The 13,607-nt window shown below is 72.5% G+C and carries 13 protein-coding genes; 6 read left to right on the top strand and 7 right to left on the bottom strand.

Features of this window, described 5'->3' with window-relative positions:
- Positions 1-19 precede the first annotated feature (19 nt).
- The 4 genes from FV234_RS11550 to FV234_RS11565 all read right to left on the bottom strand — a co-directional run bounded on the left by FV234_RS11550 (position 20) and on the right by FV234_RS11565 (position 2,108).
- The gene (locus FV234_RS11550) at positions 20-409 is read right to left on the bottom strand and encodes a phage holin family protein (RefSeq protein ID WP_187273657.1); all 390 of its coding nucleotides are present in this window, start codon (positions 407-409) and stop codon (positions 20-22) included.
- Between the two features lie 124 nt (positions 410-533).
- Positions 534-770 carry a hypothetical protein gene (locus FV234_RS11555; RefSeq protein WP_147829412.1) on the bottom strand — a complete coding sequence of 79 codons (237 nt, stop codon included), beginning with the start codon at positions 768-770 and terminating at the stop codon, positions 534-536.
- Positions 771-941: 171 nt separating this feature from the next.
- The gene (locus FV234_RS11560) at positions 942-1,790 is read right to left on the bottom strand and encodes a trypsin-like serine protease (protein WP_238271521.1); all 849 of its coding nucleotides are present in this window, start codon (positions 1,788-1,790) and stop codon (positions 942-944) included.
- 66 nt (positions 1,791-1,856) lie between these two features.
- On the bottom strand, positions 1,857-2,108 hold the full coding sequence (locus FV234_RS11565) for a hypothetical protein (RefSeq protein WP_147754770.1): 252 nt from the start codon (positions 2,106-2,108) through the stop codon (positions 1,857-1,859).
- 174 nt (positions 2,109-2,282) lie between these two features.
- On the opposite strand from FV234_RS11565, the gene FV234_RS11570 reads away from it, so the two are divergent.
- From FV234_RS11570 to FV234_RS11595, 5 genes are all read left to right on the top strand, one after another.
- Positions 2,283-3,014, top strand: a complete 732-nt coding sequence (locus FV234_RS11570) for an autoinducer binding domain-containing protein (protein WP_147754771.1) — start codon at positions 2,283-2,285, stop codon at positions 3,012-3,014.
- Between the two features lie 199 nt (positions 3,015-3,213).
- Positions 3,214-3,846 (top strand): acyl-homoserine-lactone synthase, encoded by a 633-nt coding sequence (locus FV234_RS11575; protein WP_147754772.1) that lies wholly within the window; start codon positions 3,214-3,216, stop codon positions 3,844-3,846.
- A 64-nt stretch (positions 3,847-3,910) separates the two neighbouring features.
- The gene (locus FV234_RS11580; RefSeq protein WP_147816088.1) at positions 3,911-4,105 is read left to right on the top strand and encodes a hypothetical protein; all 195 of its coding nucleotides are present in this window, start codon (positions 3,911-3,913) and stop codon (positions 4,103-4,105) included.
- Positions 4,106-4,402: 297 nt separating this feature from the next.
- Positions 4,403-4,615, top strand: coding sequence for a hypothetical protein (locus FV234_RS11590; protein WP_147754784.1), 213 nt, complete (start codon positions 4,403-4,405; stop codon positions 4,613-4,615).
- Between the two features lie 160 nt (positions 4,616-4,775).
- Positions 4,776-5,297, top strand: coding sequence for a catalase (locus FV234_RS11595; protein ID WP_147754785.1), 522 nt, complete (start codon positions 4,776-4,778; stop codon positions 5,295-5,297).
- A 13-nt stretch (positions 5,298-5,310) separates the two neighbouring features.
- On the opposite strand, the gene FV234_RS11600 is transcribed toward FV234_RS11595, so the two are convergent.
- Genes FV234_RS11600 through FV234_RS11610 form a run of 3 tightly spaced genes read right to left on the bottom strand, consistent with a single transcriptional unit; the run spans position 5,311 to position 12,070 of the window.
- Positions 5,311-6,210 (bottom strand): transglutaminase family protein, encoded by a 900-nt coding sequence (locus FV234_RS11600; protein ID WP_147829416.1) that lies wholly within the window; start codon positions 6,208-6,210, stop codon positions 5,311-5,313.
- Positions 6,207-8,765 carry a circularly permuted type 2 ATP-grasp protein gene (locus FV234_RS11605; RefSeq protein WP_147751514.1) on the bottom strand — a complete coding sequence of 853 codons (2,559 nt, stop codon included), beginning with the start codon at positions 8,763-8,765 and terminating at the stop codon, positions 6,207-6,209. The genes FV234_RS11600 and FV234_RS11605 overlap by 4 nt, the downstream gene beginning before the upstream one ends.
- Positions 8,762-12,070, bottom strand: coding sequence for a transglutaminase family protein (locus FV234_RS11610; RefSeq protein WP_147829418.1), 3,309 nt, complete (start codon positions 12,068-12,070; stop codon positions 8,762-8,764). Before FV234_RS11610 ends, FV234_RS11605 begins: the two co-directional genes overlap by 4 nt.
- 315 nt (positions 12,071-12,385) lie before the next feature.
- On the opposite strand from FV234_RS11610, the gene FV234_RS11615 reads away from it, so the two are divergent.
- Positions 12,386-13,573: a putative zinc-binding peptidase gene (locus tag FV234_RS11615; RefSeq protein WP_147751512.1), complete on the top strand. Its 1,188-nt coding sequence runs from the start codon at positions 12,386-12,388 to the stop codon at positions 13,571-13,573.
- The last annotated feature ends 34 nt before the right edge of the window (positions 13,574-13,607 follow it).

Genomic DNA, 13,607 nt, shown 5'->3' on the forward strand with positions numbered 1-13,607 from the left:
GCTTGCCCGCCGCGTCCCGTCAGGAACCGGTCGCGAGCGCCGCCTGCCCGCGGGCTTTTAGGGGCACGATCCGGGTGGCGCGGGCGATCCGGCGCAGGCCGAGGGCCGCCAGCAGCCCCGCGGCGGCCAGGAACGGGCTCGCGACGACGAGCGCCGCCACCACCTCGGAGCCGATCAGCACCGCGAGCGCCTTCACCATCGCATCGAGGAAGACGAAGAACGCCGCGACGAGCAGCACGACGATCGTTCCCAGAAGCGCGAGCAGGCCGATCAGTGCGCGGATGTTGCCGTCGATCTCGGTCCGCGCGAGGTCGAGCGTGCGCCCGACGAGGCGGCTCGACTCGCGCAGCATCCCGAGGGTCAGCGCCAAGGTGCTCGCGGGTGTGCTCTCGGAGGTGCGATCCTGCATCGAGGGGAGCCGTCGTCCAGTCAGAGGGGCCGGCAAGGGAGCCAGGCAAACGCGCACCACCGCGGCGCGGCTACCAACCCCGGATGCGACCGGGCGTTCCCGGTGCGACCGCCTGCGTCCGGCTTCAGCGCGGCGAGACGGCTTCGAACCCGTCCCGGAGGCGCAGGCCCGCGACCCGTCCCGCATCCCAGATCGCGGCGAAGACCGCGTGGACCGCGCCGGCGACGAGGACGAAGGCGGCGACCGCGCAGAGGGGAAGGCCGAGGAGAAGCCCGATCACAAGCCGGGCGGCGACGCGCTCGGCGAGGCGGCGTTCGAGCCGCGTACCAGGGGCGAGGTCGAGCAGGCGTTCGTAGAGCATGGGGCACCCGCGCGATCGAGGACGGCGGAATTCGGCAGGGCCGCCAGACCCGAGGTGGCGGCACGACGGCGACGCAGGAACGCGCGGGCGACGCAAGACGACGTAATGCCGGGTCAACGACGCTGCCGGGCCGCCGTTGCATGGGCGGCCCGAAAAACCGCGACGGCCGCGTCAGCGCATCCCGGGGCTGGTGAAGACCTGCGCCGCCGGGGCGATCACGACGAGGTTCCCGCACGGCGCCTGGCGCGAGAGCACCGCGCTGGCCACGCCCCAGACGAACAGGCCGCGCCGGTCCTGCCCGACCACGGGCCCGCCGGAATCGCCGAAGCAGACGCGGCCGCCGTTCACGCGGGCGACCGTCAGCCCGGTGCTCGACGCCGCGACGGGCGTCAGGCCGACCGTGCGCAGCCGGCCGACCGTGCGGCCGGACACGCCGGTCCCGGCGACGCGCAGGCTGCGGGGCACCCGGCTCGGATCGGTGGCGAGCGGGACCGGCACGCGGTCGCGCACCGGCTCGGCGAGGCGCAGGACGGCGAGGTCGAGCGACAGGGTGTTCAGGTCGACGTCGACCACGTTCGAGGTCATCTGCCCGGGGTCGGGGCTGTAGCGCGCGGTCACGCGGGCGGTGCGGACCGGCTTCACCGGCTCACTGCCGCGGAAGAACACGACGAGCGAGCCGAGCGGATCGCCGTTGACGCAATGGGCCGCCGTGAGGATCAGGTCCGGGGCGATCAGGACGCCGGTGCAGCGCGAGAGGTGCAGGCCGTCCCCGGGGTCGGTCACGGTGCCGAGCCCGACGGTGGCCTGCGCGAGCGCGTCGCCCGCCCGCCCCGCGGCGCCGCCCTCGATCGCCGCCGCCGGCGCGGCCCCGAGCGCGAGCGCGAGCAGGGGCAAGGCGAGGTAGGCGATGGCGAGGTGGGGGGTGGCGAAGCCGGGAACGGAGAGGCGCGCATGCGGGCGAGCGGCCGCTCGGGACGGGATCGAAATTCTGAGCACGCAGGCCTCGAAGATGTGGGACACGTCGTCCAGACATCGTCCGCGCCCGTCCGGGGGCAAGCGGGCGCGAGGACGCGGGGCGTCGCGCCCTCAGGAATCGCGGCGGGTGTCGTCCTTCGCCTCGAGGTCCTTCAGCATGGCGATCACCGAGCGGCGGAGCTCCGCGTCGCCGATGGATTGGAACAGCCGCAGCAATTCGGCAGGGTCCGGATCGGAGGCCTGGACGCCGGTGCGCGGGCCGAGGAAGAACGCCGTGTCGACGCGAAGCAGTTCCGCGATCTTGCCCAGCAGGATCTGCGCCCGTTCGGATCGATCCGATCCGTCGTTCCGGCCGTCCTCCACGGTGGGCTCCTTACGCCACGGTCTCGTTATGCAACCTAGAATAAACTTACAAGACTCTATAAACAGGGCAGGATGGTGTCTGTCCAGCCGCCGGACGCGATATCCGTCGCGTCCGCGACCGGCGGGCGACGGCCGGCTCCGTCGTACGGCTCCTGCGAAAGGGCTGCGCAACGCATGATCACGAAGGCCCTCGACGTCACCTACGGCCTGTTCCAGGCCTTCGACCGGGCCGGCTCGGTCGACGCGTTGGACCGCACGCTGCTCGACGCGGTGTCCAAGCTCGGCGTCGAGAGCACGTTCGCCGGCATCATCCCGATCCCCGGCACCAGCCGTCGCGACCAGGCGGCCCACGTCCTGCTCGACAGCACGCCGCCCGGGTGGACCGAGCGCTACTTCAAGGCCGGCCACCTCTTCCGCGATCCGACCATCCGCCGCCTGACCGCCGACCTGACCCCGTTCCGCTGGTCCGACATCGAGCCGGCCTACCGCGCCGACGCCGCCGCCCGGCGGGTGATGGACGAGGCCGGCGACTTCCGCCTGCGCCAGGGCTTCACCGTGCCGCTGATCACCCTCGACGGGCGCGTCGCAGGGTTCAGCTTCGGTGCCGAGCGGTTCGACCCGTCGCCGGAGCTGCGCGGCATGCTGCAGCTCGTGGCGAGCTACGCCTTCGGCCGGTCGATCGCGCTCGGCGAAGGACCGCCGCGGCCGGAGGTCCGGCTGACCCCGCGCGAGCGCGAGGCCCTGCAATGGGCCGCCGACGGCAAGACCGAGTGGGAGATCGGCGAGCTGATGTCGATCTCCGAGCACGGCGCCGAGAAGCACCTGCGCTCGATCCGGACCAAGCTCGGCACCGCAAGCCGGACGCACGCGGTCGCGGAAGGGTTTCGTCGCGGGTTGCTGAAGTAGGCGCAGCAAGCCCTCGTATCGGATACCGGTTCGTCGAAAACGGCTGCCGGCGAGGTGGCGGCGCGGCCGACCGCAAACGCGGACGGATTGATCAAATCCAGTCAAGCTGCGCCAATTTTAAGTGCAGAATAGTACGCGAACGCGTACTTTCGGAGAAATACTTAGGAACGATACTGACGGCCAATCAATGGAGGCCGTCTTGATCCATATCGTCACCCCTGAGAACGTCGATCGTTACCGCGATGCCATGGAGCAGGCCTATCGCCTGCGGCACCAAGTCTTCGTCGAAGAGAAGGGCTGGCACGACCTCGCCAAGCCCGACGGACGCGAGATCGACCAGTTCGACGACGGCCACGCCGTCCACATGCTGGCGATGCAGGAGGACCGCGTCGTCGGCTACCAGCGCATGCTGCCGACCACCCGCCCCTACCTGCTCACCGAGGTGCTGCCGGAGCTCTGCGAGGTCGAGGCGCCGCGCAGCGCCCGGGTCTGGGAGTGGACCCGCTACGCCGTGCAGCGGGACGTGCGCGACCGCGGCCGCATCCTGAGCCCGGTCGGCAGCGCGCTGCTCGCCGGCATCGTCGAGTGGGGCCTGGAGAGCGGCATCGAGTCGATCGTCATCGAGATGAACCCGCTCTGGCTGCTGCGCCTCGTGCAGCTGCATTTCCGGGTGACGCCCCTCGGCCTGCCCTGCCGGATCGCCGGCGAGGACACCCTCGCCGTGGTCGCGGCCTTCGACGTGCGCACGCTCCGGCGCCTGCGCGAGACCCGGGGCGACGCCGCCTCCGTGCTCACCGCCCGGCCCGCCCTGCCCCAGCGCCTGGCCAGCTGAGACCCGTCCGCTCCGGCGGCGCCGCCGCCGGACCCCCGACAGACGCCAACACGCGAACGCACCGATGACCCGCCAGACCCTTCCCGCCCCCACCGAGCCCGACAACCCGATGGAGCGCCTCGCCGAGATCTGCATCGAGGCGCACGGCCTGATCGAGGAAGCCGGCACGCCGGAGATGAAGGCGACCCTCGAGGCCCTCCTCGTCCGGGTCGGCTTCGGCCTCGCCGAGCGCCTCGCGACGCAGCACCCCACGGCCTGACAAGGCCTTTCGCTTGATCGAAGCGGAGGCCGTGTCAGGCAAGCCCGCGCGGCGCTTGAGCGAAGCCCGAATCCGCCATCCCGAAGGGATCGACCGGATTTGGTCTGATCCCGCGCGCCCGGCCGGTGCCGCGTCCGCCGCCGGTCCGAAGGGGCCGGCGGCGCGTCCCGTCCGGCCGCCGGATTCGTTCCTGACGGACTTGTCCACCGCTCTTCCGGCGACCTCGGAGGATGGGAAACCGACTGGTAACGGACGCCGCGCCACGGTGTCCCCCGACCAGCACCGGAACCCGGACCGATGATGACCAAGGACCAGCTCGCGACCGAGCTGAAGCGCATCGCGACGACGCAGATCAGCGACATCACGCGCGCCGTGAAGGAAGGCCAGAAGTCCATCGCCCTCAACGAGGTGCGGGACATGGCCCACCGCCTCGAACGCCTGGCCGACGCCTTCCATCCGCGGCTCATCCCGGCGGCAGACGCCGCCGACCCCGGCGCCCAGGCCGCCTGACACCAGCCCTCGATGAGCCCGCCTCATCGAGGGCTGGCCCCCGCGATTGCGGGGCGGCGGCAATCCGCCGGACCTCATGGGTCCCGACCCATGGGACTTGCCATCGACCGTCGTCGGAGGTCCGCCGGCCCACGCAACCTGAGGAACGGGGCGTTCGATCATGATCCACGCATACTTCAACATCCGCCTCGACGACGCCTTCCTGCCGGAACGCACCGGGCAGCTCGTCCAGGACGCCGAGGAGGCGCGCGCGGTGGCGCGCACCATCATCCGCCGCCTCGTCGTCCAGCACGGCGGCGAGCCGCGCCTGCTGAACGCCGTGATGGCGGTCACCGACGCGGACGGCGCCAGCATCCTCGACCTGTCGTTCTTCGAGGCGCTCTACGTCCCCGTCGCGGCGCCGGAGCGCGCGGGCGCCGGGCGTCCGCGCTCGGGCCTGCGCGGCCAAATGGCTGATGGTGTGGCGGGTCGGATGGCGGGTCGAGTGGCGGCCACGTTCGGCGGCCGGGCGGCCGCGGCGTTCGCGGGCCTGGCTGCACGGATGCGCATGCTGCCCGCGCATCCGCGTCTCGCCGACGCGCTGCCGAGGCTGCGCGCGCATCTCGCGGCGGCGTCCGACCTGCTGTCGTTCCGGCGCGACCCGCGCCAGCGCTTCACGCTCCAGATCGAACCGGGCCGCTGACGGCGGGCGGCGCTCAGCCGACGAGGGCCAGCGCCTCCGCCTCGTCCTGAGGGATCACGTCGACCTCGACCTTGAGCTTCTGCTTGCCCGAGCCGCTGACGATGCCGTCGATCGGGGCGACGTCGCCGTAGTCGCGCCCGCGGGCCACGACGATGTGGTCGTCGCGCACGCCGATGCCGTTGGTCGGATCGAGGCCGAGCCAGCCGTCGCCGCACCAGACCGCGACCCAGGCGTGGCTCGCGTCGGCGCCGCGCAGGCGCGGCCGGCCGGCCGGCGGGATCGTCCGGAGATACCCGCTGACATAGGCCGCCGGCAGCCCCATCCCGCGCAGGCCCGCGATCATCACGTGGGCGAAGTCCTGGCAGACCCCGGCGCGCAGGGCGAAGGCCTCCGAGAGCGGCGTGTGCACGTCCGTGGCCTTCGCGTCGAAGCGGAAGTCGGCGCGGATGCGCGTCATCAGGTCGAAGGCGGCGCCGTAGGCGCTGCGCCCGGGCGAGAAGCTCTTTCGCGCATAGTCGGTCACGTCGGGCAGCAGCGGCACCCGGGCGCTGGGGAACAGGAAGTGGACCGGCGCGTCCGCCCCGAGGTCGCGGGACGCGATCGCGGCCGCCCGCGCCGCCTCCCAGCCGCGGCCGGATTCGGGGGCGGGCGGCGGCGCGCGCTCGACCCGCACCTTCGACAGCGCCTCGACCCGGAACCGGGTGTGCGGCGCGTCCAGGGTGATGCCCACGGTCTCGATGCCGAACGTGTCGCGCCGGATCACCGCGGTGGCCGGGCTCGGGTCGATCGTCACCACGCTCTCGATCACCGACTGGCCCTCGCCCTCGGCGGGCTTCAGGCGCAGCGAGCAGCGCGCGAAGCTCACGGGCTTCGCGTAGGTGTAGGTGGTGACGTGGCGCAGCGTGTAGATCACGCCAGCCCCGCCAGCTTCTCGGGCCGCAGGGCGTGGGGGCCGTTGGGGAAGTAGCGGCCGGCGATGGTGTCGGCGAGCCGCTCCAGGTCGTCCTCGATCCGCGTCAGCCCGACGACGTCGAAGTCGGCGGCCTCGCCGCTGCGGAGCGCCGCCACGATCCGTGCGGCCAGGCGGCAATGCGGCTCGGGGATGCCGTCGGCCGAAAGCGCCGGCAGCTCGGCCAGGTGCCGGCCGATCGCCTCCGCCTGGAAGGCGACCGAGCGCGGGTTGTAGGGGTCGAGGAGCACCATGTCGCGCACGGGGTCGAGGGCCACGCCCTGCATGTAGCGCGCGCCGTAGGTGACCTGCGAATCGGTGAGCGACAGCAGCACGCCGAGGCAGTCGGCCCCGGCCTCGTCGTGGGCGAAGGCCAGGGTGAAGGCGCTGGTGTTGATCGCCCGCTCGATCCGCCGCCCGAGGTCGACGAAGTGCCATCCGGCGGCGCGGTTCATGTTCTCGTGCGTCAGCCCGGAGAGCGCCGCGATGTGGCTCAGCGCCCGCTCGGCCCGCCCGAGCAGCTGCGATTCGGTGAACGCGCGGGCGGCGTCGAGGGAGAGCAGGTCGATCAGGTCGGCGAGCACCCGCCACGCCTCGCCCGAGAGCCGGGCGCGCAGGGTCGCCGCGTTGGTGCGCGCCGAGATCACGTGGGCGCGGGCCGAGCCGTGCACCTCGCGCCCGACCAGGGCCTCCTGCGCCAGCGCCGCGGTCGGCATGTCAGCGGACCGGGTCGCGCCCCATTCCTCCAGCAGCGCGCGGATGCGCAAGGCGGTGGGGGCCTCGGTGTCGCCCGAGATGTCGGTGACGACGGCGTCGCCCACGCTGCGCAGATGCGCCAGCGTCAGGCGGATCACCGCCTCCGCGCGCTCGACGTAGCGGCCGAACCAGAACAGGCTGTCGGCCGCCCGCGAGGGCAGGTGACCGGAGATGCGCCGCACCCGCGGCGTGGCCTGCTGCCCGAGATGCCGGACGTCGACCGGGTTCTCGGAGAGGATCCAGACGTCGGCCGAGCGGATGCCGAGGCGCATCTCGATCGGGTCGACGTTCTCGCGCTCGGAGACCCGGCAGAAGCCGCCCGGCATCACCCGCCAGCCGTCGGGGGTGCGGGCCGCGAAGACGCGGAGCGCGAAGGGGCGGGGGACGAGGTGCAGGCCCCGGTCGGTCCGCTCCCAGGCCGGCATGGTCGAGAGCGGGCCGAGGTCCTGGCCCACGAAGTCGAACGGCCGGTCCCGGAAGGCCGCGAGCACCCGCTCGCGTTCGGCCGCGAGCGCCTGCGGCCCGAGGATCGCGTCGCGCCCCGCCCCGCGCTGCGGCGTGGCGGCCGGGCGCAGCGTCATCGCGTCGAGGTTGTCCCGGACGTGGGCGAGCCCGGCGGGATCGCCGCACCACCAGGCCGGCGGGCTCTTCAGCTTCAGGCCCTCGCCGAGGAGGCGCTGGGCGATGCCGTCGAGATAGGGGCTGAGGGCCGCCGACTCGACCACGCCGGAGCCCGGCATGTTGGCCATCACCAGGCTGCCGTTGCGCAAGGCCTCGATCACCCCGGGGATGCCGAGCCGCGAGGCCGGGTTGAGCTCCAGCGGATCGAGGAAGTCGCCGTCGATCCGGCGCCAGACCGCGTCGGCCCGCTTCAGGCCGGAGACGGTGCGCACGTGCAGGCACCCGTCCTGCATGACGAGGTCGTCGCCTTCCACGAGCATCAGGCCGAGATAGCGCGCGAGCGCGGCCTGCTCGACGTAGGTGCTGCTGTAGGGGCCCGACGTCAGCAGGCAGATGCGCGGGTCCGAGCGCGCGGCGCCGGACGCCAGGCCCTCGCGGAACGCCTGGAAGAAGGCGGGGAAGCGCTCGACCTGCAGGCTTTCGAGCACGTCCGGGAAGGTGCGGCCGAGCACCATCCGGTTCTCCAGGGCGTAGCCGAGGCCGGAGGGCGCCTGCGTCCGGTCGGCCAGCACCCGCCACGCCCCGTCCGGCCCGCGGCCGATGTCGGCGGCGTAGAGCTTGAGCCAGCGCCCGCCGGGGGGCGAGACCCCCTGCAGCGGGCGCAGGAACTCGGGGCTGCCGGCGACCACGGCCGCGGGCAGCAGGCCGTCGGCGACGAGGCGGCCCGGCCCGTAGACGTCGGCGAGGACCGCCTCCATCAGCTCGGCCCGCTGGATCAGCCCGGCGCTCAAGCTCCGCCACTCGGCCGCCTCGATCACCAGCGGCAGCGAGCCCAGCGGCCAGGCATGCTCGCGCTGGTCGCCGTAGATGCGGAACGAGATGCCGGTGTCGCGGATGTGGCGCTCGGCCGAGACGAAGCGGGCCATGATCTCGGGCTCGGAGAGCCGCGCGAGCCGTTCCAGCAGCCGGGGCCACGCGCCGCGCGGGCGACCGTCGGCGTCGCGGTACTCGTCCGGGCGTCCGGGCTCGGGCCGATAGCCGTCGGTCCAGCGGGCGAGCCGGTCGGGCTCGTCCGCCGCGTCCGGCCCGGTCGCCGCCTGATACCCCGCCGTGACCTGTGCCGCCCCCAGCGTCGAGCTCATGTCGGTTTCGGCGTTCTCAGGTCGAGGGTGTGGGGGAATTCGGGGTTGGTCTCGGGCGCCGGCATCGCGACCTTGCCCGGCGTGTGGCCGTGGGCCTGGAAGCGGGCCAGCCGCCGCCCCTCCGCCTCGTAGGTGTTGACCGGATGGGTCTCGTAGTTGCGCCCGCCCGGATGGGCGACGTGATAGCGGCAGCCGCCGAGCGAGCGCCCGCTCCAGCTGTCGAGGATGTCGAAGGTCAGCGGCGAGTGGGCGGGGATCGTCGGGTGCAGCGACGAGGCCGGCTGCCAGGCCTTGAACCGCAGGGCCGCCACCGCTTCGCCGTTCGTGCCGGTGCCGGTCATCGGCAGGCGCCGGCCGTTGCAGGCGATGACGTGGCGGCCGGGCACGAAGCCCTCGACCTTGACCTGCAGGCGCTCCACCGAGCTGTCGACGAAGCGGACGGTGCCGGCACTGGTCCCCTCCTCGCCCATCACGTGCCACGGTTCCAGCGCCTGACGGAGCTCGAGCTTCACGCCGCCATGCTCGACCCGGCCGAAGACGGGGAAGCGGAACGCGGCCTGCGCCTCGAAGGCCGTGGGGTCGAAGTCGTAGCCCGCGGCCCGCAGATCCTCCAGCACGTCGAGGAAGTCGGCCCAGAGGAAATGCGGGAGCATGAAGCGATCGTGCAGGCCCGTGCCCCAGCGGACACAGCCGCCGACCTGCGGCTCGCGCCACAGCCACGCCACCAGCGCCCGCAGCAGCAATTGCTGCGCGAGGCTCATGCGCGGGTCCGGCGGCATCTCGAAGGCGCGGAACTCGAGCAGGCCGAGCCGCCCGGTCGGCCCGTCGGGCGAGTACAGCTTGTCGATGCAGATCTCGGAGCGGTGGGTGTTGCCGGTGACGTCCACGAGGATGTTGCGGAACACCCGGTCGACGAGCCAGCGCGGGATGTTGGGCTCGTCCGGGCCCGGCACCTGCGCCAGCGCGATCTCCAGCTCGTAGAGGCCGTCGTGGCGGGCCTCGTCCATGCGCGGGGCCTGGCTCGTCGGGCCGATGTAGAGGCCCGAGAACAGGTACGAGAGCGCCGGGTGGCGCTGCCAGTACAGCACCAGGCTCTTCAGGAGGTCGGGCCGGCGCAGGAACGGCGAGTCGTCGGGCGTCGCGCCGCCCATCACCACGTGGTTGCCGCCGCCCGTCCCGGTGTGGCGCCCGTCCACCATGAACTTTTCCGCGCCGAGCCGCGTCTGCCGCGCGTCGGCGTAGAGGTCGGTGGTGATCGCCACCGCCTCGCGCCAGGAGGTCGCCGGGTGGACGTTGATCTCGATCACGCCCGGGTCGGGGGTGACCTTGATGACGTTGAGGCGCGGGTCGAAGGGCGGCTCGTAGCCCTCGACGTGGATCGCCAGCCCGAGCTTGTCCGCCGCCGCCTCGAGCACGCCGATCAGCTCGAGGTACTCGTCGGCGCGCTGGGTCGGGGGCATGAACACCCGCAGCGTCCCGTCGCGGGGCTCGACGGCGAGCGCGGTGCGCACCGCGACGCCGGTGATGCCGCCGCCGTTGACGGTCGCCTTCCCTGCCTCCTTGCCCGGCCCCTCGCCCGGATGTCCCTCGCCCGGATGTCCCTCGGGCAGGGGATCGCGCGGCTCCAGCGGGTCCTGCGGCTGGTAATAGGGGTAGTGCTCCGGCGGCACGTGCGGGAGCGAGCCGAGCGGCAGGCGGAAGCCGAGCGGCGAGTCGCCGGGCACCAGGAAGGCCTGGCCTCGCCGGAAGGCCCAGGCCTCCGAGATCCAGACCCGGTCGGAATCGCCGTCCTTGCCGGTGGGCAGGCTCGCGAGCGGCAGGACGAAGCCGGCCGGATTGCCGAGCCCCCGCTCGTAGACGCGGCTGATGCGCGAATCGAACTCCACCGAGCCGCTCTTGGCCTCCTGCGTCGTCACGTTGACGGGAAGCTCGGCGGTCTTCTCCTCCCAGTGCGCCGGGTCCTCGTAGGCCGGCATCACGTAGTCGCCCAGGCCGAAATGCCCGGCGACCGCGTCGATCAGCTTGCGCGCGGCGTCGGCGTCGGCCGACTTCGGGGCGTCCTCCCGCGCGATCAGGTCGGCGTCGCGCCAGATCGGGCGGCCGTCGCGGCGCCAGTAGAGCGCGAAGGCCCAGCGCGGCAGGCTCTCGCCCGGATACCACTTGCCCTGGCCGTAATGCAGCATGCCGCCCGGCGCGAAGCGGTCGCGCAGGCGCCGGATCAGCTGGTCGGCCAGCCCCCGCTTCGACGGGCCGACGGCGGCGATGTTCCACTCGGGCGCCTCGAAGTCGTCGATCGAGACGAAGGTCGGCTCGCCGCCCATGGTCAGGCGCACGTCCTGGGCGACGAGGTCGGCGTCGACCCGGTCGCCGAGCACGTCCATGGCGGCCCAGACCGCGTCCGAGAACGGCTTGGTGATCCGCGGGCTCTCCTCGACCCGGGTCACGGTCATCTCGAAGCCGAACTCGACCTTGGCCGGCTCGGCCAGCCCCGAGATCGGCGCAGCCGAATGGTAGTGCGGGGTGGCGGCGAGCGGGATGTGCCCTTCCCCGCAGAGCAGGCCGGAGGTGGCGTCGAGGCCGATCCAGCCCGCTCCCGGCAGGTAGACCTCGGCCCAGGCGTGCAGGTCGGTGAAGTCGGTCTTGGTGCCCTCGGGGCCGTCGACCGCGGTGGTGTCGGGCACGAGCTGGATCAGGTAGCCCGAGACGAAGCGGGCGGCGAAGCCGATGCGGCGCAGCACCTGGACGAGGAGCCAGCCGGAATCGCGGCACGAGCCGCTCTTCAGGGTCAGGGTCTCGGCCGGCGTCTGGACGCCCGGCTCCATGCGGACGCCGTAGGCGACCTCGCGGCTGATCTGCGCGTTCAGCGCCACGAGGAACAGCACGGTGTTCGGCTCGGCCGGCAGGCGCGTCAGGAAGTCGTCGATCTCGGGCCCCTGCGCGTCGTCGAGGACGCGGTAGGGCGCGAGCTCGGCGACGAGGTCCGGGGCGTAGGCGAAGGGGCGGGTCTGCGCGTAGTCCTCGACGAAGAAGTCGAACGGGTTGATCACCGACATGTCGGCGGTGAGGTCGACCTCGATCTTCAGCTCGCTGGTCTTCTCCGGGAAGACCAGCCGGGCGAGCCAGTTCCCGTTCGGGTCCTGCTGCCAGTTCACGAAGTGGTTCTCCGGGGTCACCTTGAGGGTGTAGGAGGGGATCTTCGTGCGGGCATGCGGCGCCGGCCGCAGGCGGATCACCTGGGGACCGAGCGCGATCGGCCGGTCGTAGGTGTAGTGGGTGACGTGGTGCAGGGCGGCTTTGATCGACACGGGCACTCTCGTCTGGGCGAAGCAGGTGGCGGCCGGACCGAATCCGGCGGTGCCCTCGTCTTCGCCTTATGCGGCAAAGGGGGGGAGGCAAGCAATTTCCATGCGGCCTCCGGCTCCCTGCGGCGCGCCGCGTGAATTCCGCTCCGCCCGCCTCTTCGCACGCCCCTTCGCCTGCCCCTTCGCCCGCCCGGGGAACTTTGCCGGGCAAGCCCGTTTGATGCGGCGAGGGCGGGCCGCCTGCCTGCGCTCGCCGACATCTGCCGACGACGCCTTCGACGACAGGGTGCTTGCCCGCCTCGGGCGCCGGGACCCGCCATGAAGATCTTCCAGTGCCAAGCCTGCGACCAGCCGCTCACGTTCGAGAGCACGGCCTGCGACAGCTGCCAGCGGCGCCTCGGCTACGTCTGCGAGGTGCACGAGATCTCGGCGCTGGAGCCGTCCGGGCAATCGGCCCATCCCGGCTCGGGCGCGGCGCAGACCTTCCACGCCTACGCGCGCCCCGGGCCGCGCTACCGGTTCTGCGCCAACGCCCGGCACGCGGCCTGCAACTGGCTCGTCCCGGACGACGCGCCCGAGACGTTCTGCGTCACCTGTCGCCACAACCGCGTGGTGCCCGACCTGACGCTCGCCTGGAACCTGACCCGCTGGCGCCAGGTGGAGGCGGCCAAGCACCGGCTGTTCTACTCGCTGCTGCGCCTCGACCTGCCGCTGGCGACGCGGGCCGCCTACACCGACGGGCTCGCCTTCGACTTCCTCGTCGACCCGTCCGAGAGCTTCCTGATCGGGCCGCCGGTGCTGACGGGCCACCTCAACGGCCTGATCAGCATGAACATCGCCGAGGCCGACGACGTCGAGCGCGAGCGGCGCCGGATCCGCTTCGGCGAGCATTACCGCACCCTGCTCGGGCACTTCCGTCACGAGATCGGGCATTACTTCTGGTACCTGCTCGTCCAGAACAGCCCGCACCTGTGGACGTTCCGCAACTTGTTCGGCGACGAGAGCCTGAACTACGTCGGCGCCCTGCAGACCCACTACGCCCACGGCGCCCCGAGCGATTGGGAGGAATCCTACGTCTCGGCCTACGCCACCAGCCACCCGTGGGAGGACTTCGCCGAGACCTGGGCGCACTACCTGCACATCGTCGACACGGTGGAGACCGCATCCACCTTCGCGCTGCAGCTGCGGCCGCAGCTGCGCCGGGGGCCGAGCGAGCCGGTGGTGATCGACTTCGACCCCTATCGCACCCCCGACCTCGACAAGCTGATCGCGGCGTGGCTGCCCCTCACCTACGCGGTGAACTCGCTCTCGCGCAGCATGGGCCAGCCGGACCTCTACCCGTTCCGCCTGACGCCCGCGGTGATCGCCAAGCTCGCCTTCGTCCACGAGCGCATCTACGCGGTGCGCGGCGACATGGGTCCCCAGGCCGGCGCCGAGGCGGGCGCCGACATCCTGCGCGCGGTGATCGCGGGGTTGCGCCAGAAGGTGGCGGTGCCGAACGCGTGAGCGCTGCGGGCACCCTGCGTCCGGCCGCGGCGAA

Origin of the sequence: Methylobacterium sp. WL8, from assembly GCF_008040045.1 — a bacterium.
GTDB lineage: Bacteria > Pseudomonadota > Alphaproteobacteria > Rhizobiales > Beijerinckiaceae > Methylobacterium > Methylobacterium cerastii.

Bases quoted from the DNA above. Each gene is read 5' to 3' on its own strand.
- FV234_RS11550 (WP_187273657.1), bottom strand. From the start codon at position 409: ATGCAGGATCGCACCTCCGAGAGCACACCCGCGAGCACCTTGGCGCTG.
- FV234_RS11555 (WP_147829412.1), bottom strand. From the start codon at position 770: ATGCTCTACGAACGCCTGCTCGACCTCGCCCCTGGTACGCGGCTCGAA.
- FV234_RS11570 (WP_147754771.1), top strand. From the start codon at position 2,283: ATGATCACGAAGGCCCTCGACGTCACCTACGGCCTGTTCCAGGCCTTC.
- FV234_RS11580 (WP_147816088.1), top strand. From the start codon at position 3,911: ATGACCCGCCAGACCCTTCCCGCCCCCACCGAGCCCGACAACCCGATG.
- FV234_RS11590 (WP_147754784.1), top strand. From the start codon at position 4,403: ATGATGACCAAGGACCAGCTCGCGACCGAGCTGAAGCGCATCGCGACG.
- FV234_RS11595 (WP_147754785.1), top strand. From the start codon at position 4,776: ATGATCCACGCATACTTCAACATCCGCCTCGACGACGCCTTCCTGCCG.
- FV234_RS11605 (WP_147751514.1), bottom strand. From the start codon at position 8,765: ATGAGCTCGACGCTGGGGGCGGCACAGGTCACGGCGGGGTATCAGGCG.
- FV234_RS11615 (WP_147751512.1), top strand. From the start codon at position 12,386: ATGAAGATCTTCCAGTGCCAAGCCTGCGACCAGCCGCTCACGTTCGAG.